The sequence below is a fragment of the Pseudomonas sp. SBT1-2 genome, from assembly GCF_028640875.1.
In the GTDB taxonomy this organism is placed as follows: domain Bacteria; phylum Pseudomonadota; class Gammaproteobacteria; order Pseudomonadales; family Pseudomonadaceae; genus Aquipseudomonas; species Aquipseudomonas chlororaphis_I.
This window is the reverse complement of record NZ_JAQZAA010000070.1, coordinates 90,602-116,709: the sequence shown is the minus strand read 5'-3', so window position 1 is coordinate 116,709 and position 26,108 is coordinate 90,602. Positions and strand designations below refer to the sequence as shown.

Sequence of the window (26,108 nt, the reverse complement as noted above, 5' to 3'; positions counted from 1 at the left end):
GTTTCACTGTCTGTAGGAGCGAGGCTTGCCCGCGATGCTTTTAGGCGGTCACAACAGATAGTGCTTCAGCTCGCGAGCAATCAACATGCGCTGGATCTCGCTGGAGCCTTCGTAGATCTGGGTGATCCGCGCGTCCCGGTAGTAACGCTCCACCGGGTAGTCCTCGAGGTAGCCGTAGCCACCGTGGATCTGGATCGCCGAGGAGCAGACCTTCTCGGCCATTTCCGAGGCGAACAGCTTGGCCTGGGAGGCTTCCGACAGGCACGGCTGGCCGGCGCTGCGCAGGCGCGCGGCATGCAGGATCAGCAGGCGCGCGGCGTTCAGGCGGGTGTGCATGTCGGCCAGCAGGTTGGCGATGCTCTGGTGCTCGATGATCGGCTTGTCGAACTGCACCCGCTCGCGGGCGTAGGCCAGCGCCGCCTCGAACGCCGCACGGGCGATGCCCAGGGCCTGGGCGGCGATGCCGATGCGCCCGCCTTCGAGATTGGACAGGGCGATGGCCAGGCCCTTGCCGCGCTCGCCCAGCAGGTTGGCCTCGGGGACGGTGCATTGGTTGAAGGTCACCGCGCAGGTGTCCGAGGCGCGGATGCCCATCTTGTGTTCGCTGCGGTCGACGACAAAACCCGGGGTGTCGGTGGGCACCAGGAACGCCGACAGGCCTTTCTTGCCCAAGTCCGGATCGGTCACCGCGAAGACGATGGCCAGCTTGGCGCGCCGGCCGTTGCTGACGAACTGCTTGGCGCCGTTGATCACCCACTGGCCGTCCTTGAGTTCGGCGCGGGTGCGCAGGTTGTGGGCTTCGGAACCGGCCTGGGGTTCGGTCAGGCAGAAGCAGCCGATCGCCTGGCCGCTGGCCAGGTCCGCCAGCCAGGTCTGTTTCTGTTCCTCGCTGCCGTAGTTGAGGATCGGCCCGCAGCCCACCGAGTTGTGGATGCTCATCAGCGCGCCGGTGGCGCCGTCGCCGGCGGAGATTTCTTCCACCGCCAGGGCGTAGGCCACGTAGTCGACATAGGTGCCGCCCCATTCCTCGGGGACCACCATGCCCAGCAGGCCCAGCTCGCCCATCTTCGCCACCAGGGCGTCGTCGATCCAGCCGGCCTTTTCCCAGGCCTGGGCGTGGGGGGCGATTTCACCGCGGGCGAAGTCCCGGGCCATGTCGCGGATCATCACCTGCTCTTCGCTCAATTCAATGTCGTGCATGGCTCAGCTCCGGCTCGGGTCGAAAGCGCTGAAGAAACTCGCCACGTGCGCGGCGTCCAGCGCCTGCAGGGTGGGCGGGTTCCAGCGTGGGTTCTTGTCTTTGTCGATCAGCAGGGCGCGCACGCCCTCGATCAGGTCGCCGCGCTCGAACCACTGGCGGTCCAGGTGCAGCTCCAGGGCGAAACACTGTTCCAGGCTCAGCTGGCGACCGCGCCGGAGCATTTCCAGGGTCACCGCCATGGCCAGGGGCGAGCGGGTCGCCAGCAGGTCGGCGGTGCTGCTGGCCCATTCGTGGGTATCGCCAACGGTCACTTCGCGCAACTGTTGCACGATGCTCGGCACGTCGGCCTGGGCGAAGAAATGATCGATGGCCGGGCGCAGCGCCGCCAGCGGCGCGTCCGGCAACTGCCGCACGGCGAGCTTGGCCAGCAGGCCCTGCAGGTCCTTGAGCGGGGTGTCGCGCCATTGCAGGTTGTCGAGGCGCTGGTCCAGCAGGCTCAGCTGGTCGCTCTCCAGGTACCAGTCCGCCAGCCCGCAGTACAGGGCATCGGCGGCGCGGATCTGCACGCCGCTGACGCCCAGGTAGGTGCCCAGCTCGCCGGGGATGCGCGACAGGAAGTAGCTGCCGCCGACATCCGGGAAATAACCGATGGCCACTTCCGGCATCGCCAGGCGGCTGCGCTCGGTGACCAGGCGCAGGTCGGCGCCCTGGACCAGGCCCATGCCGCCGCCGAGGACAAAACCGTCCATCAGCGCCAGCACCGGCTTGCGGTAATGGTGGATCGCCAGGTCCAGCGCGTATTCCTCGACGAAGAACGCCTCGTGCAGGGTCTGGCCGTTCTTGTAGCTGTCGTAGAGGGTGCGGATATCGCCGCCGGCGCAGAAGGCTTTTTCGCCGGCGCCGCGCAGGACCACCGCGTGCACCTGCGGGTCCTGGGCCCAGGCATCGAGCTGGCGCTGCAGGGTGCGCACCATGCCGAGGGTGATGGCATTGAGGCCGGCGGGGCGGTTGAGGGTCAGGTGACCAATATGGTTGCGGACTTCGGCCAGCACGTCCTGTTGCGAGGCCTCGACCGACGTGGCGCCGGCGTCTCGCGTGGCCTGGGATGGAACCTGAGCAGTCATCACTAACTCCCTGCTTTTATTGTTCTTTATAGGTGTGTTCGCGCGCGAACAATGAGGGATCGTAACAGTGCAAATTTGCCATGTACAACCCGAATAACTGCAGGTTGGCTGTGCATTTTTGCATGAGGCGCAGATGCCCTCGACGCTGTTTGTCGTGCCGTCCGGGCCAGTATGGCGAGCCCGTATTTATCCGCTGTCCAGGCGCACCGGACGACCAGCGCCGCTACAATGGCGCTCGACTTTCGTGACCCAGAGGCAACATGGACATCGACCTGGCCCGCACCTTTTTGCAAATCGTCCGCAGCGGTAGCCTGATCGCCGCGGCCGAGCGCTTGCACCTGACCCAGACCGCGATCAGCGCCCGGGTGCAGAACCTCGAAGGCCAGCTCAACTGCAAGCTGTTCGTGCGCAACCGCGCCGGGGCCCGGCTGACCGCCGACGGCGAGGCGTTCATCGTCTATGCCAACCAGCTGGTGCAGACCTGGGAGGCCGCCCAGCGCGACCTGCCGTTGCTGGCCGGTTATCGCAACGTGCTGCACATCGGCGGTGAAGTCAGCCTGTGCAATCCGTTGATGCTCAACTGGGTGCGCCGCCTGCGCCAGGCGATTCCCAGCCACGCCGTGCGCAGCCAGATCGCCGAGGGCGCGAGCCTGCAACGCCAGCTGGAGCTGGGTGTGCTGGATGCCGCGCTGGTGTTCCAACCGGTGTACGGGCCGGGGTTGCAGGTCGAGCAGTTGCTCGAGGAAAAGCTGATCCTGGTGCGCCTGGCCGGCAAACCCGAGCCTTATGTGTACATCGACTGGGGCGAGGATTTCCGCCGCCAGCACGACGCGGCGCTGCCGGACCAGGCCAAGGCCGCGGTGGGTTTCAACCTCGGGCCGCTGGCCTTGCAGTTCATCCTCGAAGGCGGCGGCAGTGGCTACTTCCGTACCCGGGTGGTGCAGAGCTACCTGGACAGCGGCGTGCTGGAACGGGTGGAAAAGGCCCCGGAGTTCAACTTCCCGACCTACCTGCTGTACGCCCGCGAACGGGATTCGGTGGAGTTGCAGCGGGCCTTCGAAGTGCTGCGCGAAGTCATCGCCAGCGACACCGACTGGTCGCAGCGTTGGGATCCGATGATCTGACTTAAAAAACGCGGCGTCTGGTTTTACGACTGCTTCGCCCGAACGCGGACCGGGCCGATCGCAGCCTTCGGCAGCGGCTACAGGGACCGCGGTGTTTGTGTAGCCGCTGCCGAGCCTGCGAGGCTGCGATCGGCAACGCAGTTGCCGTAAAACCTGAGTCCGCGATCTGTCCGGATAACCCCGATCACACCCGCGACGCCAACACCTCGCCAATACTGCGCCGGCGCGCATGGGCTTCGCTGGCATGGATCAGCTGTTCCAGGTCTTGCGGGGTGACGTCGAAGAACTCCTGCATCTCATCCAGCGCCAGCTTGAGGTCGGCGGCGGTGATGGCCAGGGCATCGGTGGATGGCTGCTCGGCGGGCAGCCTGGTGGCGGATTCACTCTGGCCCTTGGGGTAGCGGATGCGGGTCAGGTTGTTGTAGGCCAGGGCGCTGAGCAACAGGCACAGGGCCGCCAGCATTACCGGGCCGAGGGCCAGCCAGTCGAGGGCGATGGTCGCCGGGTCGGCCAGCACCATCGTCAGGGCCACCGCGCCGGCCGGCGGGTGCAGGCAACGCAGCCAGCACATCAGCACCAGGGACATGCCGGCGGCCAGGCAGGCGCTGCCCAGGGTACGCCCGAGCACATGGGATACCAGCAACGCCAGGACCGCGGCGCACAGGTAGCCGCCGAGGATCGACCAGGGTTGCGCCAGCGCCCCGGACGACACCGCGAACAGCAGCACCGCCGAAGCCCCCAGCGGGCCGATCAGGTGCAGCGCCACCTCCATGCCGAACACCCGGCTGCATAGCCAGACACTGAACAGCGTGCCCAAGGCCATGCCGAGCGCGGCGCGGCTCCATTCCGAGGGGCGGGTATTGATGGCGGCGGGTTTCCAGCGAGCAAGCATGACGAAGCGATCCAATTCCGGTTCAGCGGGCAAAAAGAAGGGCTTGTCTGGATTACCAGAAAGCCCTGAAGCGTTCCAACAGTTGGGGGAGGAACCGGCACAGTGTGCCGATCAATCGAAGCGCCTACAAATTCATAATAATGCTGTTTAAGTGCACTATTTTTGCACTGTCGCGGCCTGCGCCACCCGCCGTCCGCTGATGAAACACAGCAGCCCGCCGAGGGCGGCCAAGGCGCTCAGGGCATAGAACATGGTCGGTGCCGGGGTGTGCACCAGCAGGTAGCCGCAGATCACCGGGCTCAAGGCGCCGCCCAGCGCCGCGAGGTTCTGCGCGCCGTAATAGCTGCCGCGCAATGCCTCGGGGGCCAGGGTGTCGATGAACAGGAATTCCGCCGGGTAGATGATCATCTCGCCGAGGGTGAAGACGAACATCGCCAGGCACCAGCCCAGCAGGCTGTCGGCCAGGCTGAAGCCGATCAGGCCGAGGATGAACAGGCTGGTGCCGACGGCGATCCAGTGGCGCAATTGTTCGCGCTTGAGGAAGCGGCCGATCTGGTACTGCAGCAGGATCACGCTGATGGCGTTGCAGGCCAGCAGGGCGGCCATGGTGTCGAGGGCGCTTTTCGCGTCTTCGGTGACCAGCAGGTACTGCGACAGGTACAGGGTGAAACGCCCGTGGACGATGGTGCTGAGCAGGCAGCCGCAGGTGAACATGATCAGCGTGCGGTCGTTTTTCAGGGTCACCAGGGTATTGAGGAAACTCTGCGGCTTGCTCAGCGAGGGCAGGCCCGGCGTCGGTGGAATGCCGCGCATCAGCAGGGTGCTGAGAAAGGCGATGGCGCCAGCGATCAGGAACGGCGCCAGCGGCAGTTGCCCGGCGATCACCACGCCGAGCATGGGGCCGGTGGCGTAGCCGATATTGGTCAGGGTGTAGCGCAGGGAGAACACCTTGGCCCGCTGACTCACCGGCAGGTTTTCGCTGATGATCGCCTTGGAACCGATCAGGAACAGCGCCGAGGCGGTTTCGGTGATCACCAGGATCGCGGTGGTCAGGTAGAGGTTGTGGGCGAAGGTCAGCAGCACAAAACCGATGCCGCTGGAGAGCATGGTCAGGATCAGCAGCCGGCGCTTGTCCAGGCGATCGAGGATGTAGCCGCCATAGAGCGCAAGCAAGGTGGCGATGAACACTGCGATCCCCAGCAGCAGGCCGACGTCCTGCTGGTCGAGGCTGAGTTTTTCGCTGAGGAACAGGGTGAGCAAGGGGCTGGTGATGGCGCGACTGACGACAATGGTCAGCGAGCAGATCATCAGGCGGCGGATAACCAGCGAATAAGTGGCCACGGTGGTGCACGAGTCCTTGTTGTCTGAGTGGGCTATGGGAGGCCTATGGTTGGAGCCAGCGGTCCAGCACGGCGACGGATTCCATATCCGCCAGCCGCCACAACTGTTGCAGCAATTCGCCGGCCCGTTCGGCGGGCAGCACCCGGGTCGCCAGGCTGAGAAACTTTTCTTGCAGCGCCAGATCGCCGAGCGGGTTGCCCGGCGCGCCCAACGGCACCTCGACGCACAGGCTGGCCTGGCGCCCGTCACGGGTACGCAGGGTGACCACGGGCTCACCATCCTCTGACAGTTGTGGATCCACTTCAAGGCGGATCCGTGCCATGGCGCTGGCGATCCGCGGTGTTTCGCGGCACGGGCGATCATAGGCATCCAGCCCGGCATGGCCATGCACCAGGCGCGCCGCGAGGGCGTAGGGCAGGCTCATCTGCGCGGCGGCCAGGGAGTCGATGGCGCGGCTGCCGCACATGCCGTCGAGGAAGGCGCAGAGGGACACCTGAATGTCTTCCACCTGATCTGCCGTCACCTGCAGTTGTTCGAGCAACAGGCCCAGGGCATCGATGGCCGAGTGGGTGCCCCGGCAGGAGGCATAAGGCTTGATCGAGCAGCGTGCGAGCTTCCACACCTGGCCCAGGTTTTCGTCCAGGGCCTGGGGGATCGCATCGCTGCCGGCCAGGGTCTTGAGGAAGCCGCCCCAGACCTCCTCGAACAGCTGGCCCGGCCCGGTCACGCCTTGCCGGGCCAGCCGCGCGGCCAGCAGACCGCCTTCGGCCGCCCGGCCGCTGTGCAGTTTCTTGCTGTGCGAACCGTCGTGAATAAAGGCCCAGAGCCCGCCGCTGAAGCTGCCGGCCAGGCCCAGGGCCGAGCCCATCTGCCGGGCATCGAGGCCGAGCACCCGGCCGCAGGCGACGGCCGCGCCGAACACCCCGCAGGTGGCAGTGGAATGCCAGCCGGCACCGTTGTGGGCGGAATAACCGCCGCAGGCTTCCAGCACCCGGCGCCCGACTTCGTAACCCATGACCACCGCGGTGAGCAGTTCGCGGCCGCTGAGTGTGGTGCCCCGCAGGCCGACGGCGGCCATCACCGCCGGCAGCACCACCGCCCCGGAATGGTCGCAGCCGCCGGTGTCGTCCAGCTCCAGGGCATGGGCGGCGATGCCGTTGAGCAAGGCCGCCTGGGTGGCGCTGGTGCTCAGGTCGGTGCCCCATACCCGACTGGGGCCAGCTTCGTCGCCGAGGGCCTGTCGCGCCGCCGCGGCGACTTCGCTGTGCGCCCCGGCCAGCGCGGCACCGAAGGTGTCGAGGATATGCCGGGTGGCCTGGGCCACCAGGGCCGGGGGCAGGTCTTCGAAACGGCTGTCGACGCAGAATTGCGCCAGGCGTTGCAAACGATCGGTCATGGCAGGTAGGCCCGATAGTGACGTTCATAAATCGCCGCGGGGTGATCCTCCGCCAGCGGTTGCGCGCGTTCCGCCCACCACTGGGCGATTTCGCCGGCGCGGGCGATCCACGCATCCTCGTGCCGCTGGATGCCCTGCAACAGCTCGCGCAGCAGGCCGATGCGCCCTGGGGTGGCGATGATCTCCGGGTGCAGACGCAGCACGTAGAGCAGGCCGAAGCGGTGGAAGCCGGCGAAGTCCAGCTGCAGGTTGCCCAGGGTGTGGCTGTAGGAGGCGATTCGCGATTGCCCCGGCGGTACCGCCGGGCTGAGGTTGAAGGCGAAGTAGGGTTCGTCTTCCAGCTCGTAGTGCAGGGGCAGCTCTATCACTTGCGGCCGGGTCGGGTGGGGGAAGGGCAGGTCATCGCCGCGCCAGGACGACGACCAGCGAATGCCTTGCCCATGCAGCGCCTCGACGAACCCCGGGGCCCAGTTGCCGGCCGGAATGCGAAAGCCCCTGGGGCGCTGGCCGGTGAGGTCGGCCAGGGCCTGGCAACCGCGTTGCAGTTCCAGCTGCTGTTCGGCCAGGCTCAAGCGGTCGTAGTTGGCGTGGTGATAACCGGCGCAGGCGATTTCATGCCCGGCGGCCTGGATCGCCCGTACATGCCCGGGGTTTTCCTCGGCCACGATCCCCGGAACGAACCAGGTGGCCGGCACCCGCAATTCGTCGAGCAGCGCCAGCAGGCGTTCGACGCCGCGCTGGCTGCCATAGCGCCAGACCGACAGGGTCTTGTCGCGCCCGGCCACTTCCGGGGCCTGGGTGAGGATGCCGTGGATGTCGTTGTAGTCGACGGTCACCGCCACGGCGCAGCGGTAGCCCTGGGGCCAGGCCTGGGGTTCAGCCATGGTGATGCTCCTTGAGCCACCAGCGGGCGACGTCGCGGCAGGTGGCGAACCACACGTCCTGGCGCTGGCGCATATGTTCGAACAGGCGCTCCAGCAGCAGGATGCGCCCGGGCTTGCCGGTGATCTTGGGGTGGAACAGGGTGGTCAGGCACAGCCCTTCGTCCATGGCGCCGTCGTACTCGCGGCGCCAGTTGTCCAGGGTCAGCTCGTAGCTGGCGGTGCGGTCCAGGCCCGCAGGGAAATCGGGGGCGCGGGTGTAGGCGATGGAGGCGTAGTCGTCCATCTCCCAGCGTCCGGGGATCTCCACCAGCGGCGTGGCATGGCCCGGGACCCGGACCAGGTACGGGCGGTCGTCGCCGCGCATGCTGCTGGAGTAAGTGACGCCGGCTTCCACCAGCATGGCCGGGGTTTCGGCCCGCCAGTCGCCGGACGGGGTACGGAAACCTTCGGCGCGGATATTCAGGTGCTTCCAGAACACCTCGCGGGATTTGGCCATGACCGCCTTCTGCTGCTCCAGCGGCAGCGCATAGAAGGACTCATGCCGGTAGCCGTGGTAGGCCACCTCGTGCCCGCGCTCGACGATTGCCTGGCATTGCCTGGGCCAGTTCTCCACCACCCAGGCCGGGACGAAGAAGGTGGTCGGGATCCGGAAGGCATCGAGCAGGTCGAGCAAGCGCGGCAGGGCCCGATAGGGGCCGTAGCCGCCGAAGCCGAAGTATTCCGGCTTGCGCCAGATCGAGCCGTCGAGCATGGCGTCGCCGGTCGGCCCGTCGAGGTCGAAGGCCAGGGCCAGGCACGCCTGGTGCCCGTCCGGCCAGGTGGGTTGGGGTGAGGAGGACATCGATAGCGCTCCAGTCATTGGGGCGGGCAGGTTTGCCCGTCATCCGCTGAGCAACGGCCACCTCCCGCGGACACGAATGGGCTCGCGCCCGCGGGGGGATTGCTCGGGTGGTTATTTACCGGCGTTGAGGGTCACGGTCTTGATCGCGCCCAGCTCCAGGTCCCATTTCTTCAGGATGGCCTGGTAGCTGCCGTCGTCGACCATGCTTTGCAGCGCGGTCTTCAGGGCTTCGGCCAGCTCGGGCTTCTTGTTGCTCACGCCCAGGCCGGTGAACTGCTCGGAGATCGGCAGGCCCAGGGTCTTGTAGGTGTCCTTTTCCTGGGTCTTGAGGTACGGCAGGGTCTCGCTGCCTTGCATGGCCGCGTCGATGCGGCTCTGGCGCAGTTGGGCGCGGGCGTCGGCCGAACCTTCGGCGCCGATCACCACCACCGCCGGCTTGCCGTGGGCTTCGCAGTTGGCCTTGCTCCAGGTGGCGATTTCCGTCGGGAAGGTGGTGCGACGGCTGGTGCCGACTTTCTTCCCGCACAGGTCGGTGGGTTCGTTGATCGCGGTGTTTTTCTGCAGGGTGTAGAACTGCGGCCCGCTGGTGAAGTAGTCGACGAAGGTCACGCTCTTCTGCCGCTCGGCGGTGTCGGTCATGCCCGACAGCACCGCGTCCACGCGGTCGGTGGTCAGGGCGTTGATCATTTGCTCGAAGCCGGTTTCCTGCCAGGCGATCTTCACCCCCAGGCGCTCGGCCAGGGCGTTGCCCAGGTCGTAGTCGAGGCCGGTGAGCTGGTTGGTGGCCGGGTCCTTGAAGTCCATCGGCGGGTAGTTGGGCATGATCGCTACGACGATCTCGCCCTTGGCCTTGAGGCTGGCGGGCAGCTCGGCGGCGAAGGTCAAGCTGCTGGCCATCAGGCTTGCGAGTACTGCTGGAATGACGAAGTTCTTCATGGTCGTTCTCTTATGAGTGTTGTGAGGTCCGCTCCGGGTTTGCGAGCTCGGGCCTAGGTTCGAACGGCAGAAATGAAGCTTTGGGTGCGCGGGTTTTGTGGGCTTATTAGTATTTCTTCGGGGCTTCCAGCCTCCACGATCTGGCCGCCGTCCATGAACACCATGCGGTTGGAAACCTCCCGGGCGAAGCCCAGTTCATGGGTGACGACGATCATGGTCATGCCGGTCTGCGCCAGGTCGCGCATCACCGACAGCACCTCACCGACCAGTTCCGGGTCGAGTGCCGAAGTGGGTTCATCGAACAGCATCAGCTTGGGCCGCATGGCCAGGGCGCGGGCGATCGCCACCCGCTGCTGCTGGCCGCCGGACAGCTCGATCGGGTAGCTGTTGCGCTTGTCGGCCAGGCCTACCCGGGCCAGCAGCTCCAGGGCTTCCTCGTGGGATTCCTTGGGCGAGCGCTTGAGCACCTGGCACGGGCCTTCGACGATGTTTTGCAGCACGGTCATGTGCGGGAACAGGTTGAAGCGCTGGAACACCATGCCGGTGGCCAGGCGCTGGCGGGCGATCTGCGATTCGTTGAGCTCGTGCAGCTTGTTGCCGACGATGCGGTAGCCCACCAGCTCGCCGTCGACCCACAGGCCGCCCTTGTCGATCTTCTCCAGCTGGTTGACGCAGCGCAGCAGGGTGCTCTTGCCCGAGCCGGACGGGCCGATGATGCACAGCACTTCGCCTTGCTCGACCTCGATGTTGACGTCCTTGAGGGCGTGGTAGTTGTCGTAGTACTTGTTCAGGCCCACAGCCTTGACGATGTTTCTCATGATCGGATTCTCCAGGGCTGCTTACGAGCGCTTGCCGGCGCCACGGGCGAAACGGCGTTCCAGGCGGCTTTGACCAAAGGACAGGACAGTGACGGCGGCCAGGTACCAGATGCCGGCGACGATCAGCAGCTCCATCACCCGGGCGTTGGCGTAATAGATGTTCTGGGCGTTGTAGAGCAGTTCCGAGTACTGGATCACGCTGGCCAGGGAGGTCATCTTGACCATGCCGATGAACTCGTTGCCCACCGGCGGGATGATGATGCGCATGGCCTGGGGCAGGATGATCCGGCGCAAGGCCTGCAGGCGCGGCATGCCGATCGACTTGGCGGCCTCGTACTGGCCGGTGTCCACCGACAGCAGGCCGGCGCGCACCACTTCGGCGGTGTAGGCGCCCTGGTTGATGCTCAGGCCGAGCAGGGCGGCCACGAACGGCGTCATCAGGCTCACGGTGTCCAGCTCGAACACCCCGGGAATGCCGATGGTGGGGAAGATCAGCGCCAGGTTGAACCACAGCAGCAGCTGCAGGATCAGCGGCGTACCGCGGAACAGCCAGGTGTAGGTCACGGCCACGTAGCGCAGGATCGGGTTGGCCGACATGCGCATGATCGCGGTGATGACCCCGAACACGATGCCCAGGGCCATGGCCAGGATCGCCATGACCAGGGTGTTGAGCAGGCCGAACAGGATCGCCCGGGACGTGAGGAACTGGCCGATGTACGACCATTCGATCTTGCCTTCGGCGAAGGCCCGGACCAGGCCGACGAGGGCGATGACGATCACCGTGGCGAAGAAGATCCGTCCGTAGTAGCGCCGCGGCACATGTTCGTACTGGGTGATATCGAACTGGTTTTCGGCTTGTTTGCGCTCGGCGAGGAGGCGCTCTGCCTGGGTCTGGCTCATGGTGTTTCTCCCAACGCAGGCGGATGGCGCCTGCGGTCTGTCGGTCATCATCCCGGCGGAGCGAGCGGGCGGCATCGACGCCGGCTCGCTCCCGCGGGACTGCGTTCAAGGTTTCAGAGACGGAAACCGTCGTACTGCGCGGCCCATTGCCGCTGCGCCGCCAGGGCGGTTTTCAGTCGGGCGATCTGCGTGCGTACCTGTTCCGGCGCGGTGCCGCCCCAACCGCTGCGGGCGGCGATGGCGGCTTCCAGGGTCAGGCTGTCGCGCACCTGCGGGGTCAGGCGCGCATCGATCTCGGCCAGCAGGGCCGGGGACGCTTCCCAGAGTTCGAGGTCGTGTTTTTCGCAGGCCTGGACCAGCGCGCCGGTGATTTCGTGGGCTTCCTTGAATGGCACCCCGCGCACCGCCAGCCAGTCGGCGACTTCGGTGGCCAGGGTGAAACCCAGTGGCGCCTGGCGCCGCAGTTCCTCGACGTTGACGGTCATGGTCGCGACCATCCCGGCCATGGCCGGCAGTACCAGCAGCAGGGTGTCGACGCTGTCGAGCACGCCGTTCTTGTCTTCGCTCAGGTCGCGGTTGTAGGACAGCGGCAACGACTTGAGGGTCGACAGCAGCCCGGTGAGGTTGCCGATCAGCCGGCCGGCCTTGCCCCGCGCCAGCTCGGCGATATCGGGGTTTTTCTTCTGCGGCATGATCGAGCTGCCGGTGGCGTAGGCGTCGTCCAGGGCCACCCAGCGGAACTGCCGCGACGACCACAGGCAGAACTCTTCGGCCAGGCGCGAGATGTTGATCCCGAGCATGCTGGCGACGAACAGGAACTCGGCCACGTGGTCACGGCTGGCCACCGCGTCGATGGAGTTCTCACAGACGCCGGCGTAACCCATTTCCCTCGCCGACTGCTGCGGCTGGCGGGCGATGGCCGAGCCGGCCATGGCCGCCGCGCCCAATGGCGACAGGGCGGTGCGGGCATCCCAGTCCACCAGCCGCTGCACGTCGCGCAGCATCGACTGGGCATGGGCCAGCAGGTGATGGGCGAAGACGATCGGTTGGGCCTGCTGCAGGTGGGTGAAGCCCGGGCAGATGCTGTCCACATGCTGTTCGGCCTGTTCCACCAGCGCCTGTTGCAGGTCCAGCACCTGCACCGCCAGGGTGCGGACATGGTCGCGCAGGAACAGGCGCAGGTCGTTGGCGGTCTGGTCGTTGCGCGAGCGGCCGGCGCGCAGCTTGCCGCCGAGGGCGCCGAGACGCTCGGTGAGCAGGCGCTCGATGAAGGTGTGCACGTCTTCGTCGTCCAGGGTCGGGCTCACCCGGCCGGCGCGGAAGTCTTCGCCAATGCGTTCCAGGGCCTCGAGCATGGTGCGGGTTTCCTGCTCGTCCAGCAGGCCGGCGCGTTGCAGTTCCCGGGCATGGGCCTTGGAGCCGGCGAGGTCGTAAGGGGTCAGGCGGAAGTAGCGCTCGGGGCAACGCGACAGGGCGGCCAGGGCCTCGGACGGGCCGCTTTTGAAACGGGCGCCCCAGAGGCGATCGGTAGGCTGGTTCATTGTTTTTTCCTCGTCGATAACGCGAATTGAATTCGGTACAGCCGACCGGAAGGACACTCCGACAACCCGCGAAAGGGCATCGGAAAGTCTTCGGGTCAGGCAGGTTTCAAGAGGGCAGTAGCAAGTGGCGAGAACTGATCGAAGTGTCAGTTTTTAATTGCATTGAATCAGCGAGTTGCAGCGGGTCCAGGGAATACTTTGATGGTTGCCAAGCCTTGTTTTCTGTGTTCATTATTATTTGTCGGCTGTGTTTTTGTTGTGCAGCAAAGCCTGTTGAATATGCCGCCCGAGGTCAATAAGCATTATGGAAACCCCACTTTCCAATTCTGGAAACCCACCGATTAAAACCGCCCACAGAGCACCGCTGGCACTCAGCGGACTGGACTTCAAACTGCTCAAGGTGTTCAAGGCGGTGGTCGAGGCGGGCGGCTTCAGCGCTGCGCAAAACGAGCTGAACGTGGGCCTTGCGGCCATCAGCAAGCAGATCTCCGACCTCGAGATCCGCATCGGCATGCGCCTGTGCACCCGGGGCCGGGAGGGCTTTTGCCTGACCGAGGAAGGCAGCCTGGTGTACCAGGCCTCGATTGATCTGTTTGCCTCGGTGGACAACTTTCGTGATCGGCTTAGTTGCGCGCAGAATGAAATAATCGGCGATCTTGGAGTGGGGGTGATTGATAACACGATTACCGATGTTAATTCTCCGTTAGTTGCTGCCTTGCGGCGCATCAATATTGAATCTCCGAAAGTAAGGTTCAGGCTGTATGCTTCACAGCTGGATGAAGTTGAACGGGGGGTGGTGGAAGGACGCTTAGTTGCCGGAATAGTGCCGGTTTATCAAAAGCGTGAAGAGTTCGACTACTTCAAGTTATATGACGAAGAGTCCGCGGCTTATTGCGCCGAAGGGCATCCGTTGTTCAGCGTGGCCGATAGCGCAATCGACGCCGAGACGCTCAAGCAGCATGAATTCATCAACCACCGCTACGCGATCCATCAGGAGAAGAGCCACTTCGCCGCGTACGACAGCTTTTCGGCGGCGGCCTCCCAGGTGGAGGCCGTGGCCATACTGATCAAGACCGGGCGTTTCCTCGGGTTTCTGCCCCGGCACTATGCCGCGGCGCTGGTGGAGCGCGGCGAAATGCGCGCGCTGCTTCCAGACCGGGTCCACTACAGCACGCCTTTCAGCCTGATCCTGCGGCACAACACGGTACGCAGCCCTTTGGTGAAGGCTTTCGCCCAGGCGCTGGGAGTGGATCTCAAGAGTAATGGCTGACACTACCCAAGTTCTCGGAGCGGGCTTGTCGGGGATTAAGGGGCTGTTGCTGAAGTCGCTGTGGAAAGTACAGCGGTCGATCAGGCGAGGCGCCTGAAACGGGTGGCCGATATATCCTGCGTAATGGCATTTTCAACCCAGGACTACTGTCTTTTAGATTCCCGCGCGGTTATCCGCATGAAGTAACCGGTGAGTACAAGACATGCCATTGGCGGTCCCGCCCGCAAGCCACTTTAAATAACGCGGAGTGGCAGCCTTAGATGCCTGGAAACACCCCCGAACACCCCTCTATAGGAACGAAGCGTGCCCGCGATAAAGCCGGCACATTCAACATCGATATGGCCTGCCAGACCGCCACCGCGAGCAAGCTTCGCTCCTACGATGGGCTTGGTTTCGCAGGCAATGTCAGGCGCATGGCGCAGCGCCGGGCCGCTGGCAGGCCGTGGCGAACTTCCTCGGCCAGCACCTGTTGCAGGCGCGGCCCCAGTTGGTCGGCGTCCAGGGTGACGAAACCACAGCGCTGGTAGAAGGGTTCATTCCACGGCAATTGGCGAAAGGTGCTCAGGGTCAGGGCGGCGAAACCCTGCTGGCGCGCCTGTTCGCGCACCGTCTCCAGCAGGTGGCGGCCAATGCCGCGTCCCTGGGCGCTACTGGCGACCGAGATTTCCCAGATATGCAGCGCATCGGCGCAGGCTTCGGCGTCGAGGAAGGCGCACACCTCTCGATCGAGCACGGCGACCCACACCCGCTGCTGGCGGATATGAGCCAGGTGATGCATAGCATCGGGCACCTCGGCGTCGGCCAGCCAGGCCAGTTCGGGGGCGCGGCGAAACAGCGCGGCGGCGCTGCGTTCGATGGCGGGGAGCAGAAGGGCATCGGCCTCGGTGGCCAGGCGGATTTGCAGGGTCATGGGGCGCGAGTGTAAGGAGCCAGGGCGCGGTGGGGCAACCGTTCAGGGTTGGGGGGTGGCCGGCAGGTGCAGCATGACGAAGTCGTTCTTGTCGAAGCGCCCGCTGAGCACCGGTACCAGTCGCGCCAGGGGCGTGGCCTTGAGCGTCGCCAGGTCACTTTGATCCATGATCACCCAGGCTGGGCCGGGGATGGCGGCAAGGGCCTCGGGGCGTTCGGTGAACAGTGGCTGCAGGTCCTGGTCGAGGTGGACCATGAACTTGATGGCCTTGGCGTCCTTGCCCATATGGTGCAGCACCACCGGGGCCGGGTCCTGCTCGATCAGCGTCCAGGCGGCCAGGGTGAAGGTGCGGGTGTCGTAGAGCTGGCGGGCCAGCGGCTCGAACCCAAGGATATAGGCACTCCAGACGGCCAGCACGGCGCCCAGGGCCAGGCCGCCAATCCGCCAGCGCGGCATGCGCAACAGGCCCAGCGCCGCCAGTTGAAAAACGCCGAGCAACACCAGCAGAGGGGTCAAGCCGGCCAAGGGTTCGGCAAAGCGCCGCTGCGCCACCAGCAACGCCGCTATCAGCAATCCGGGTGTCAACAGCCACAGGCCCTGGATACCCCGACGCAGCCAGGCCAGGCCGCGACCCTGGATATCGTGGAAGGGATAAGCCGCGACGATCGCCAGCATGGGCAACATCGGTAGCAGGTAGCGGGCTTTTTTCGCCTGGGGAATCGACAGGCCGATCAACACCAGCAGGGCCGCGGCGCTGCACAGCACCAGCAGCCTGCGCGCGCGGTCCTGCTGTTCGCGGGGGCCGAGCCACACTGCCAGCCAGGTCAGGATCGCCAGCGGGTAGGCCAGGGCATAGTTGCCCAGGGAGCTGCTGAAGTAATAGAACGGGCCGCTGCTGCCTTCGCTGCCATCCATGCGCCCGGTGAACTGCATGCGGATCACCTCCTGCATGAAGGCCGGGCCGCCGCTCAGTCGGGCCAGCCCCAGCAACAGCGCCACGCACGCCAGCAGCAGGAGCAGGGCGCAGCCACCGAAGATGAACATCCGCCGCCACTGGCCTTCGAGCAGGTAATAGCTGCACAGCATGCCGCAGGGAATCACCAGGCCGATCGGCCCACGAATGGCGAACCCCGCGACCAGCAACGCGAGGATCAGCCACAGGCGGCGCGGCGCGGCGAAATGATCGTGGGCATACCCCAGGTAGAACACCGCCAGGGCGATGGCCGCGAGCATCAGGTCGAGGGAGACGGCGCGGGTTTCGCTGATGAAGGTGCTGCTGAGCAACAGCAGGGCGATGCTGGTCAAGGCCCAGGTTTTTGAACTGGGCGCCAGCAGGCGGTACATGAGGTTGACGATCAGCGCCCCGGCGATGGCCGTGGGTAGCCAGGCCGCGAGGGTCGTGACCCGGCCCGAGGCCAGGGCGAACAGGTCGATCAGCAGGGTCGAGGCGCTGGAGTAGTCAGCGTAGGGTTGGCCGTAGGTGGTGGGAAAGAAGCCCGGTCCATGGCGCAGCATTTCCTTGGCGAACAGCACGAAGCGCGAATCGAAGCCGATCACCGTCACTTGCCCGGCGCCGGCGCAGAACAGCAGCAGGGCCAGCAGCCCCAGCCCCCAGGCTTGCCAATGCAGGGTGCTGGAAGGCGTGCTGCCGACCCTGGGCATTCAGGCCTTGGCCCTGGCGTCGGCCCATTGCCGGTGAGGAATCGGCAGCTGGCGCGACTCGCCGCGACCGATCGGGAAGTAGGTGAAGCCGCCACGGGCCAGGCGCTCGGCGTCGTACAGGTTGCGCCCGTCGAAGATCACCGGGGCCTTGAGGCGCTGTTGCAGCAGCTGGAAGTCCGGCGCCTTGAACTGCTGCCACTCGGTGCAGATGATCAGCGCGTCGGCGTCGTTGAGCACCGATTCCGGGGTGCCCATCAGCATCAGCTTCGGCTCGTCGGGGTACAGGCGCTGGGTTTCCTGCATGGCTTCCGGGTCGAAGGCGCGCACATTGGCGCCGGCGGCCCACAGCGACTCCAGCAGCACCCGGCTGGGGGCATCGCGCATGTCGTCGGTGTTGGGCTTGAAGGCCAGGCCCCAGAGGGCGAAGGTCTTGCCTTTCAGGTCGCCCTGGTAGAAGGCGTTAATGCGCTCGAACAGCTTGTGTTTCTGCCGTTCATTGATGGCTTCCACCGCTTGCAAAAGGTCGCTGGAGCAATGGGCCTGCTCGGCGCTGTGGATCAGCGCGCGCATGTCCTTGGGGAAACACGAGCCGCCATAACCGCAGCCCGGGTAGATGAAGTGGTAGCCGATGCGCGAGTCGGCGCCGATCCCCAGGCGCACCGATTCGATGTCGGCCCCCAGGTGTTCGGCCAGCTCGGCGATCTGGTTGATGAAGCTGATCTTGGTCGCCAGCATGCAGTTGGCGGCGTACTTGGTCAGCTCGGCGCTGCGCAGGTCCATGAACATGATGCGGTCATGGTTGCGGTTGAACGGTGAGTACAGGTCGCGCATCACGTCGCGGACTTCTTCGCGCTCGCAACCGACGATGATCCGGTCCGGGCGGCGGCAATCGGAAACCGCCGAGCCTTCCTTGAGGAATTCCGGGTTGGAGACGATATCGAACTGCAGGGCGCGCCCGTCCAGGGCCTTTTCGATATGGGCTTTCAAGGTGTCGCCGGTACCCACCGGCACCGTGGATTTCTCCACCAGGATTACCGGCTGCTCACGGTGCCGGGCCACGGCGTCACCCACCGACAGCACATAACGCAGGTCGGCCGAGCCATCCTCGCTGGACGGCGTGCCGACCGCGATAAACAGCACCTGGCCATGTTGCACCGCGAGCTTTTCGTCGCTGGTGAAGCTCAGGCGTTTGCTTTCCAGGTTGTCGCGCACCAGGCTCGACAGCCCGGGCTCGAAGATACTGACGTGCCCCTGTTGCAGCTGCTGGACCTTGTGCTCGTCAATGTCCATGCAGATGACATCGTGGCCGACTTCGGCCAGCACGGCAGCCTGTACGAGGCCGACGTAACCACTTCCAAATACGCTGATTTTCATGGGGTATTCCTGGGACTTGTCGCGGGAGCAGGTCGTGAGTTGATGGTAATGACGCCGAGGATGACCAGGGCCACCCCCAGGGTTTTCGAGAGACTGAACGGCTCGTTGAACAGCGGCAGCGCGGCGGCCAGCAAGTAGACCAGGGCGTAGCTGATGCTCAGCAGGGAATAGGCCCGGCCCAGCGGCAGGTCGCGCAGCGCCGCCAGCCAGCAGAGCATCGACAGGACATAGGCGAGGATTGCCGCCAGCACCACGCCCAGCGCCAGCAGGTCGACCTGGCCACTGGACAGCGCCGCCAGCCAGTCCGCCGGCGCCGGCAGGCGGGTCATGCTCCAGCGCATGCCCAACTGCGCGGCGCTGACCAGCAGCACGCTGCCCATGGCGAAGGTGAAGCCCAGAGCCCGGCTCATGCGTGGCGACTCAACAGCAGTACGCCAGCGAGCACCAGCGCCACGCCCAGCCAGTGGCGGCGGTCGATGGCTTCATGGAAGACGAAGCGGGCGATCAGGGTGATCAGCACGAAGTTCAGGCTGAGCATCGGGTAGGCAATGCCGACCTCGACCCGTTGCAGCACCAGCAGCCACACCAGCAAGCCCAGGCCAAGGCTGGCCAGGGCCAGCCACAGCCAGGGCGAGCGCAGTTTGTCGAGCGCGCCCGAAGGCTGGCCGCGCCAGCTTTCCACGGCGAACTTCTGGGCGATCTGGCCCAGGCAGGTCAGCAGGCAGGCGACGAGCAGCAGCAACAGGCTCATGGTTGGCTCTGAGGGAAGATCAGGATCACGAGATTGCCCTGGTCATAACGTTTGAAATCCTGCGGCAACAGATCGATTTCGTAGTGTTCGTCGCCATTGATACGCATCACCACGGCCACCTGGCCCAGCTTGCGGGCCGCAGGCATCCATTCGCCGACCTTGCGCAGGTCGATGTAACGATGCTGGGTGTCAGGATAGGCCAGGCCATATTTCACTTCGCCTGTCGTGTTGTACAAGGCGATATCCGGGCGCTTGAGGCGCCAGGCCAGGGCCGAGGCGGCGCCCAGGTCGTTGCTCACCAGGGTGTGGCTCCGGGCGAGTTCCTCGGCGTGATCGATGATGAATTGATCCGGCATCTTGTTGTAGACCACCGAGTTCGGCAGGCCGGCGGGCAGCAGGGCGATGAACAGCCAGCTGCCAAGGGCCGGCGCGGCCCACAGGTGCAGCGGGCGGAAGGCCGGCAGCAGGTTGCTCATGTTCCAGCCAAGCAGGGCCAGGAACACCAGCACCAGATGCCCGGGCTCGTTGCTGTACAGCGGCTTCTTCAGCTGGAAATACACCAGCGCCAACAGCAGCAACAGGCCCAGCACCAGGTTGAGCACCGCGTTGAGGCGGATGATCCGGGTCTGCCCGGCGTGCAGCCGGTCGCTCAGGCTATTGCCCATCAGCAGCGCCAGCGGCAGCAGGCACGGCAGGATATAGGCCGGCAGCTTGCCCTTGCTCAGGCTGAAGAACGCCAGCGGCAGGATCAGCCACAGCAGCAGGAAACCGATGCTCGCCTGGCGCCGGGCCTGCCAGGCCTGCTTCAAGGCGCCCGGCAGCACCAGGACCCAGGGCATGCTGAACGCCACCAGCAGCGGCAGGTAGTACCACCATGGCGAAGCGTGTTGGGCGTCTTCCCCGGCAAAACGACGGATGTGTTCATGCCAGAAAAAGAAGCGCCAGTAGTCCGCTTCCTGGGCATGCACCGCCAGGGCCCACGGCAGGCTGACGACAATCGCCACCAGCACCGCTACGCCGCCGTAGATGAACAGCTCGCGCAGGCGTTTCTGCCAGGCCATGTAGGGCAGGGCGATCAGCACCGGCAGCAGCCAGGCGAGGAAACCCTTGGTCATGAAGCCCATGCCACAGGCGAAGCCCAGGCCGGCCCAGGCCAGCAGGCGGCCGCGCAGCGTCTGGTTGTCCAGGGCGAACCACAGGGCCACCAGGCTCAGGTTGACCCAGAAGGTGAACTGCGGGTCGAGGTTGGCATAACCACCGGCGCCGACCACCACGCAGAAGCTCATGTACAGCAGGGCGCAGACCAGGCTCTTGCGCGGGTCGTTCCACAGCCGCCTGGCCAGCAGGTAGGTGAGCAGCACGCTGAGGCCCATGCTCAGGGCCGAAGCCACGCGCACGCCGAACAGGTTCTGGCCGAACACCGCCTGGCCGAGGGCGATCATCCAGTAGCCGGCGGCCGGCTTCTCGAAATAACGGATGCCCATGAAATGCGGCGATGCCCAGTGGCCGGTCAGGAGCATTTCCTGGCTGATCTGCGCATAGCGGGTTTCATCGGGAATCCACAAACCGTGGGTGGCCATTGGCAGCAGGTAGAACAGGCCGAAGGCAAGCAGTAGAAGAGGCAGGGCCCAGCGTCTGGTCATGCGCCTTGTACCCCCAGCCAGCCTTCGCGGCCTTCGAGGGCGCCACGAATGACCTGCCCCTGGGGCAGGCTCTGCAAGGACGTGGGCAATAGGTTGCCCAGGGTATTGAAATGAATGTCGCGCTGGCGGGCTTGCGCCAGTAGCTGACGAAAATCGTTGGCCATCAGAATCCCTTCGACTTCGGCGTGAATGGTGTAGACGTTGAGCCTCTCAGGGCTGAACCGGTCCAGGATGAATGTGTTGAAGTCGTGGGCCACGACGGTCGGCCCGACCACTTCGTCGAAGGTCGGCAGGTCGACCGGAATCTGCGGGGCGCCCAGGCCGCCATCCGCCAGCCGTGGCTGGAAGATCGAGGTGCCGCGGCAGTCGCTGTTGTAGCGAAAGCCGAAGCCCTGCTTGGCTGCGATCACCGCCTCGTCGGCGCGCCAGCCGGCGGCCGCCGAACAGTCGATGCGCTGGCCGAGAATGTCATTGAGGGTGTCGACGCCCTGGCGGATCTGCTCGATCAGCTGCGCCTGGTTCCAGCGCCCGGCATTGGCCTGCCAGCCGTGGTGATCCCAGGCGTGCAGGCCGACTTCATGACCGGCGTCCCGGGCCTGACGCATCAGGTGTCCGAGGTCGCGGCCAATCGGTTTGCCCGGCCAGGCGGTGCCCGCCAGCAGGATGTCCCAGCCATACAGGCCGGCGGCGTTGGAGCGCAGCATCTTCCACAGAAATTGCGGACGGATCAGGCGCCACAGGTGGCGCCCCATGTTGTCCGGGCCGACGCTGAAGAAGAAGGTGGCCTTGATCCCGGCCTCGTCGAGCAGTTCCAGCAACCGCGGCACCCCCTCACGGGTGCCGCGATAGGTGTCGACATCGATTCGCAGACCTGCCTGCATCAGCATGCTTCTTCTTTAGAGGACTCCGCGATTTCGAGCATGGCTTCGCGCAGGAAGAAGTCCAGCGTGTTGCCGATGGTTTGCTTCATCTCGACGGTCGGTTCCCAGTTCAACAGGCGCTTGGCGTTGGCGATGCTTGGTTTGCGGTGTTCCACGTCCTGGTAGCCGGCGCCGTAGAACGACTTGCTCTCGACGTCGCGGAAACCGGCGAACGGCGGGAAGTTGCCACGCAGCGGGTGGGCTTCGAACTGACGCAGCAGCTCCTCGCCCAACTGGCGGATGCTGGCTTCGTTGTCCGGGTTGCCGATGTTGATGATCTGGCCGTTGCACCCATCGTTTTCGTTGTCGACGATGCGCGCCAGGGCCTCGATGCCGTCGGCGATGTCGGTGAAGCAGCGTTTCTGCTCTCCACCGTCGAACAGGCGGATCGGCGTGCCTTCCACCAGGTTGAGGATCAGCTGGGTGATGGCCCGGGAGCTGCCGATGCGCGCCGAGTCCAGGCGGTCCAGGCGCGGGCCCATCCAGTTGAACGGACGGAACAGGGTGAAGTTCAGGCCCTTGCTGCCGTAGGCCCAGATCACCCGGTCCAGCAACTGCTTGGACACCGAGTAGATCCAGCGCTGCTTGTTGATCGGGCCGACGATCAGGTTGGAGGTGTCTTCGTCGAAGTTCTGGTCCTGGCACATGCCGTAGACCTCGGAGGTCGACGGGAAGATCACGCGCTTGTTGTATTTGACGCAGTAGCGGACCAGCTTGAGGTTCTCTTCGAAGTCCAGCTCGAACACGCGCAGCGGGTTGCGGGTGTATTCGATCGGGGTGGCGATGGCCACCAGCGGCAGGACCACGTCGCACTTCTTGATGTGGTACTCGATCCACTCGGAGTGAATGCTGATGTCGCCTTCGACGAAGTGGAAGTGCGGATGGCTGCGCAGGCGCTCGATGGCGTCGGAGCCGATATCCAGGCCGTAGACTTCGTACTTGTCGTCACGCAGCAGGCGCTCGGACAGGTGGTTGCCGATAAAACCGTTGACGCCGAGGATCAGCACCCGGGTGCGTCGCGGCGCACGGCCGGATTCGGCGCCGCGCAGCAGCGAGCCATCCACCAGGCCCAGTTCGTTGGCCAGTTGCGGACCGCTCAGATACAGACCGTTGTCGTTACGCTGGCCGGCGTTGATCAGCAGCGAATCCTGGCCACAGGCGATGCGCAGCGGGTCGACGCTGATCACCCGGCCCGGGGCCTGGCCTTCGTTGCCCTTGACCACTTCGGCGCTCCAGACGATCAGCTTGTGCTCGCCCACGGCGCAGAACGCGCCCGGGTAAGGCTTGGTCACGGCGCGCACCAGGTTGAACAGTTGCTCGGCCGGTTTGCTCCACAGCAACTTGCCGTCGGCCGCGGTGCGGCGACCGAAGTAGCTGGCCCTGGATTCGTCCTGGGCGGTTTCGCTGACCTTGCCTTGCGCCAGGGCGGGCAGGGTGTCGCGCAGCAGGCTGGTGGCGGCGTCGCGCAGCTTGCCGTGCAGGCTTAGCGCGGTATCGCTGCGCTCGATGGCCACCCGCTGCCGGGCAATGATCGCCCCGGCGTCGGCGCGCTTGACCATGCGGTGCAGGGTCACGCCGGTTTCGCTTTCGCCGTTGACCAGCACCCAGTTGGCCGGCGCGCGGCCACGGTAGCTCGGCAGCAGCGAACCGTGCAGGTTGAACGCGCCTTTGCTGGCGGTGGCCAGCAGCGCTTCGCTGAGCAGGTTGCGATAGTAGAAGGAGAAGATGTAGTCAGGCTTCAGCTTGGCGATGCGCTCGATCCACAGCGGGTGGTTGGCGTCTTCCGGGGCATGCACCGGGATGCCCTTGAGCGAGCACAACTGGGCCACGGAGCCGTAGAAGGTGTTTTCCTGCGGATCGTCGGCATGGGTGAAGACCGCGCCGATTTCATAGCCTGCATTGAGCAGGGCTTCGATGCCTGCGCAGCCGATATCGTGATAGGCGAAGACAACAGCTTTATGACTCATGGCGAAACCTGATCGGAGAGAGTGGAAGTTAGACCGTCGACCGTGACAGCGGGAGCAGGGGCGGCAGGCTGGCTGCGCAGAACTTTTTCAATGAAGAAGCGCGGGCGGGCGCGCACATCGCTGTACATGCGGCCCAGGTATTCGCCCAGCAGGCCCATGCCGATGAACTGGCCACCGGTGAACACGAACAGGATGGCGAACAGCACGAACATACCGTCGCCGGCCCATTCGGCGCCGAACACCAGGCGCAGGAAAATCAGCAGCAGGGCGAACAGCACGCCGAGGCCGGCCATGCTGAAACCGATAATGCTCAGCAAGCGCAGCGGCGTGGTGGTCATGCAGGTGATCAGGTCGAACATCAGGTTGATCAGGCGCATCGGGCTGTACTTGGAATCGCCGTGTTCACGCTCGGCGTGGTTCACCAGCACCTCGGTGGTGTGGCGGGCGAAGCTGTTGGCCAGGATCGGGATGAAGGTGCTGCGTTCGCGGCAGGCGAGCATGGCGTCGACCACGCTGCGGCGGTAGGCGCGCAGCATGCAGCCGTAGTCGTTCATGGCCACGCCGGTGGAGCGTTGCACGGCCAGGTTGATCAGCTTCGACGGCCAGCGGCGCCAGGCGGAATCCTGGCGGTTGTTGCGCACCGTGCCGACCACGTCGTAGCCCAGCTCGGCCTGGGCCACCAGGCGCGGGATTTCTTCCGGCGGGTTCTGCAGGTCGGCGTCCAGGGTGATGACCACGTCGCCGCGGCACTGCTCGAAGCCGGCCATGATCGCCGCATGCTGGCCGTAGTTGCGGTTGAGGATCACCGCCACCACCGGGCTGCCTTCGCGGCTGGCGGCGTCCTCGAGGATCTGCGCTGATTCGTCGCGGCTGCCGTCATCGACCAGGACGATCTCGAAATCGTGCTTGAGCTGGCGGCAGGCCGCTTCAGTGCGGCGCAGCAGTTCGGGCAGGCTCTGTTCTTCGTTGTAGACCGGAATGACGATCGACACGAACTGGATTGGATAAGGTTTCAAAGGTTTCGGTCCAGACAGGTTTTGATGGCGCCGACGACCCGCTCGACATCGTCGAGGGTCATGTCGGGGAACAGCGGAATCGAGCACAGGCGTGCCGAGTTCCATTCGGTGTTGGGTAGCCGCACATCCGGGAAGCGCTGGCGGTAATAGCTGTGCAGGTGAGTGGCGACGAAGTGGATGCCGCTGCCGATGTTCTGCTCCTGCAAGGCCTTCATGAAGCCGTCGCGATCGATGCCGCAACGCTCGGCGTCGATGCGCAGGATGAACAGGTGCCAGGCATGTTGCTGCGGATACGTCGGCAGGTGCAGCGGTTGCACCGGCAGGTCGCGCAGTTGCTCAAGGTAGGCGTTGGCCAGGACTTCGCGCCGGCGATTGATCGCGTCCAGGCGCTGCAACTGCACCAGGGCGATGGCGGCATTGATATCCGCCAGGTTGTATTTGAAGCCGGGTTCGATCACCTCGGCCTGGGGCTTGCGCCCGTGGGTCAGGCGGTCATAGGCGTCGACCCCCAGGCCATGGAACTTGAGCATGCGCACCCGGTTGGCCAGGGCCTCGTCATCGCTGACGAACATCGCGCCTTCGGCGCAGGTCATGTTCTTGATCGCATGGAAGGAAAAGATCGCCGTGCCCCGGGCGCCGATGGGCCGGCCACGGTAGGTGGTGCCGGCGGCGTGGGCGGCGTCCTCGATCACCGCGATCCCGTGTTTTTCGGCCAGGGCGTACAGCGGGTCGAGGTCGAAGGCGGCACCGGCGTAATGCACCGGGATGATCGCCTTGGTCCGTGGGGTGATCGCGGCTTCAACCGTGGCGGCGTCGGTCATCAGGGTGTGCGGGTCGACATCGACGAAGACCGGCGTCGCCCCCAGCAGGCAGATCATGTTGGCGGTGGAAACCCAGGTCTGCGAGGGGGTGATCACCTCGTCGCCGGGGCCGATGCCCAGGGCCAGCAAGGTGATGTGCATGCCGCCGGTGGCCGACGACAGCGCCACCGCGTGCTTGCAGCCGACCCGCGCGGCGAATTGCTGCTCGAGCTCCTGGTTTTTCGGTCCGGTGGTGATCCAGCCGGAACGTAGAACCTGCTCGACCGCGGCGACCTCTTCATCGCCAATACTCGGGCGCGAGAAAGGAAGGAAAACCTGGCTCATTGAGACCTCGGGGAAAAAGGATTTCAGCAATCGAAAGAAGAAAAAGCGCCTGTGCTACAGCGGGGGGCATTCAAAAAAGGCGTTTTTGGTTCGGTCATTGAAGCGCGTCCATAAGTGAGGTCGGTGTGGTCATCCATGCCTGATTGCAGTAAAGACCATGCAAGGTAAAAGTAAAGCCATATCAATGTGTTAGCTTTTGTTTCGATTAGATGACCGGGCTGACTCCCAGCGCCCCTGAATGGATTCAGGTTAAGCGGAAAAATGTGAAACGAACATGAAAAAAAGGCCAACGGCGCGTTTATCTTTCACCTAGACAGCCGGTGTTCAGACTTCGCCACTCGTTGACCGGGAAAACCCCGGTTACAGCAATCCCAACGGTGTTTTTTACGCTGATGACGCAGGTGAAAGTCGCTTGGCCGAGAGACGTTTTTTGCCTTTGCAGGCGCCACTGT

23 protein-coding genes are annotated in these 26,108 nt (G+C 64.9%); 2 read left to right on the top strand and 21 right to left on the bottom strand.

Features of this window, described 5'->3' with window-relative positions; translation table 11 throughout:
* Nucleotides 1-48: 48 nt before the first annotated feature.
* On the bottom strand, nucleotides 49-1,200 hold the full coding sequence (locus PVZ78_RS11985) for an acyl-CoA dehydrogenase family protein (RefSeq protein ID WP_016702910.1): 1,152 nt from the start codon (nucleotides 1,198-1,200) through the stop codon (nucleotides 49-51).
* Nucleotides 1,201-1,203: 3 nt separating this feature from the next.
* Entirely contained in the window at nucleotides 1,204-2,325 is a 1,122-nt protein-coding gene (locus PVZ78_RS11980) for an enoyl-CoA hydratase/isomerase family protein (RefSeq protein WP_028683923.1), read from the bottom strand.
* 260 nt (nucleotides 2,326-2,585) lie between these two features.
* Between PVZ78_RS11980 and PVZ78_RS11975 the strand changes: the two genes are divergently transcribed.
* A complete protein-coding gene (locus PVZ78_RS11975; protein ID WP_009048959.1) occupies nucleotides 2,586-3,449 on the top strand; it encodes a LysR family transcriptional regulator in 864 nt (287 codons plus the stop codon).
* A gap of 184 nt (nucleotides 3,450-3,633) precedes the next feature.
* Here PVZ78_RS11975 and PVZ78_RS11970 read toward each other — a convergent pair whose 3' ends face one another.
* From PVZ78_RS11970 to argH, 9 genes are all read right to left on the bottom strand, one after another.
* Nucleotides 3,634-4,341 carry an HPP family protein gene (locus tag PVZ78_RS11970; RefSeq protein WP_016702913.1) on the bottom strand — a complete coding sequence of 236 codons (708 nt, stop codon included), beginning with the start codon at nucleotides 4,339-4,341 and terminating at the stop codon, nucleotides 3,634-3,636.
* 156 nt (nucleotides 4,342-4,497) lie between these two features.
* On the bottom strand, nucleotides 4,498-5,682 hold the full coding sequence (locus PVZ78_RS11965; RefSeq protein ID WP_273828730.1) for an MFS transporter: 1,185 nt from the start codon (nucleotides 5,680-5,682) through the stop codon (nucleotides 4,498-4,500).
* A gap of 43 nt (nucleotides 5,683-5,725) precedes the next feature.
* Nucleotides 5,726-7,078 carry an MmgE/PrpD family protein gene (locus tag PVZ78_RS11960; protein ID WP_009048962.1) on the bottom strand — a complete coding sequence of 451 codons (1,353 nt, stop codon included), beginning with the start codon at nucleotides 7,076-7,078 and terminating at the stop codon, nucleotides 5,726-5,728.
* On the bottom strand, nucleotides 7,075-7,962 hold the full coding sequence (locus PVZ78_RS11955; protein ID WP_028683928.1) for a polysaccharide deacetylase family protein: 888 nt from the start codon (nucleotides 7,960-7,962) through the stop codon (nucleotides 7,075-7,077). The genes PVZ78_RS11960 and PVZ78_RS11955 overlap by 4 nt, the downstream gene beginning before the upstream one ends.
* Nucleotides 7,955-8,803, bottom strand: a complete 849-nt coding sequence (locus PVZ78_RS11950) for a polysaccharide deacetylase family protein (protein WP_009048964.1) — start codon at nucleotides 8,801-8,803, stop codon at nucleotides 7,955-7,957. The genes PVZ78_RS11955 and PVZ78_RS11950 overlap by 8 nt, the downstream gene beginning before the upstream one ends.
* Before the next feature lie 111 nt (nucleotides 8,804-8,914).
* Nucleotides 8,915-9,739 carry an ABC transporter substrate-binding protein gene (locus tag PVZ78_RS11945; RefSeq protein ID WP_016702916.1) on the bottom strand — a complete coding sequence of 275 codons (825 nt, stop codon included), beginning with the start codon at nucleotides 9,737-9,739 and terminating at the stop codon, nucleotides 8,915-8,917.
* 53 nt (nucleotides 9,740-9,792) lie between these two features.
* Nucleotides 9,793-10,557: an amino acid ABC transporter ATP-binding protein gene (locus tag PVZ78_RS11940; RefSeq protein WP_009043823.1), complete on the bottom strand. Its 765-nt coding sequence runs from the start codon at nucleotides 10,555-10,557 to the stop codon at nucleotides 9,793-9,795.
* Between the two features lie 21 nt (nucleotides 10,558-10,578).
* A complete protein-coding gene (locus PVZ78_RS11935) occupies nucleotides 10,579-11,457 on the bottom strand; it encodes an amino acid ABC transporter permease (protein WP_009048966.1) in 879 nt (292 codons plus the stop codon).
* A gap of 113 nt (nucleotides 11,458-11,570) precedes the next feature.
* A complete protein-coding gene (gene argH / locus PVZ78_RS11930) occupies nucleotides 11,571-12,998 on the bottom strand; it encodes an argininosuccinate lyase (RefSeq protein ID WP_110177187.1) in 1,428 nt (475 codons plus the stop codon).
* Between the two features lie 304 nt (nucleotides 12,999-13,302).
* On the opposite strand from argH, the gene PVZ78_RS11925 reads away from it, so the two are divergent.
* A complete protein-coding gene (locus PVZ78_RS11925) occupies nucleotides 13,303-14,268 on the top strand; it encodes a LysR family transcriptional regulator (RefSeq protein ID WP_016702918.1) in 966 nt (321 codons plus the stop codon).
* Between the two features lie 376 nt (nucleotides 14,269-14,644).
* Here PVZ78_RS11925 and PVZ78_RS11920 read toward each other — a convergent pair whose 3' ends face one another.
* Genes PVZ78_RS11920 through arnB form a run of 10 tightly spaced genes read right to left on the bottom strand, consistent with a single transcriptional unit; the run spans nucleotide 14,645 to nucleotide 25,656 of the window.
* Entirely contained in the window at nucleotides 14,645-15,178 is a 534-nt protein-coding gene (locus tag PVZ78_RS11920; protein WP_028683929.1) for a GNAT family N-acetyltransferase, read from the bottom strand.
* Nucleotides 15,179-15,220: 42 nt separating this feature from the next.
* The gene (locus tag PVZ78_RS11915; protein WP_273828729.1) at nucleotides 15,221-16,840 is read right to left on the bottom strand and encodes an ArnT family glycosyltransferase; all 1,620 of its coding nucleotides are present in this window, start codon (nucleotides 16,838-16,840) and stop codon (nucleotides 15,221-15,223) included.
* Nucleotides 16,841-18,214: a UDP-glucose dehydrogenase family protein gene (locus tag PVZ78_RS11910; protein ID WP_028683931.1), complete on the bottom strand. Its 1,374-nt coding sequence runs from the start codon at nucleotides 18,212-18,214 to the stop codon at nucleotides 16,841-16,843.
* The gene (arnF, locus tag PVZ78_RS11905; protein WP_041983903.1) at nucleotides 18,211-18,624 is read right to left on the bottom strand and encodes a 4-amino-4-deoxy-L-arabinose-phosphoundecaprenol flippase subunit ArnF; all 414 of its coding nucleotides are present in this window, start codon (nucleotides 18,622-18,624) and stop codon (nucleotides 18,211-18,213) included. The genes PVZ78_RS11910 and arnF overlap by 4 nt, the downstream gene beginning before the upstream one ends.
* A complete protein-coding gene (gene arnE, locus PVZ78_RS11900) occupies nucleotides 18,621-18,965 on the bottom strand; it encodes a 4-amino-4-deoxy-L-arabinose-phosphoundecaprenol flippase subunit ArnE (protein ID WP_016702924.1) in 345 nt (114 codons plus the stop codon). The genes arnF and arnE overlap by 4 nt, the downstream gene beginning before the upstream one ends.
* Complete coding sequence (arnT, locus tag PVZ78_RS11895; RefSeq protein WP_273828728.1) at nucleotides 18,962-20,608, bottom strand: lipid IV(A) 4-amino-4-deoxy-L-arabinosyltransferase; 1,647 nt, start codon at nucleotides 20,606-20,608, stop codon at nucleotides 18,962-18,964. Before arnT ends, arnE begins: the two co-directional genes overlap by 4 nt.
* Nucleotides 20,605-21,489 (bottom strand): 4-deoxy-4-formamido-L-arabinose-phosphoundecaprenol deformylase, encoded by an 885-nt coding sequence (gene arnD / locus PVZ78_RS11890; protein ID WP_009048975.1) that lies wholly within the window; start codon nucleotides 21,487-21,489, stop codon nucleotides 20,605-20,607. Before arnD ends, arnT begins: the two co-directional genes overlap by 4 nt.
* Entirely contained in the window at nucleotides 21,489-23,495 is a 2,007-nt protein-coding gene (arnA, locus tag PVZ78_RS11885) for a bifunctional UDP-4-amino-4-deoxy-L-arabinose formyltransferase/UDP-glucuronic acid oxidase ArnA (RefSeq protein WP_273828727.1), read from the bottom strand. The genes arnD and arnA overlap by 1 nt, the downstream gene beginning before the upstream one ends.
* Nucleotides 23,492-24,511 carry an undecaprenyl-phosphate 4-deoxy-4-formamido-L-arabinose transferase gene (arnC, locus tag PVZ78_RS11880; protein ID WP_009048977.1) on the bottom strand — a complete coding sequence of 340 codons (1,020 nt, stop codon included), beginning with the start codon at nucleotides 24,509-24,511 and terminating at the stop codon, nucleotides 23,492-23,494. Before arnC ends, arnA begins: the two co-directional genes overlap by 4 nt.
* Entirely contained in the window at nucleotides 24,508-25,656 is a 1,149-nt protein-coding gene (gene arnB, locus PVZ78_RS11875) for a UDP-4-amino-4-deoxy-L-arabinose aminotransferase (RefSeq protein WP_009048978.1), read from the bottom strand. The genes arnC and arnB overlap by 4 nt, the downstream gene beginning before the upstream one ends.
* Between the last annotated feature and the right edge of the window lie 452 nt (nucleotides 25,657-26,108).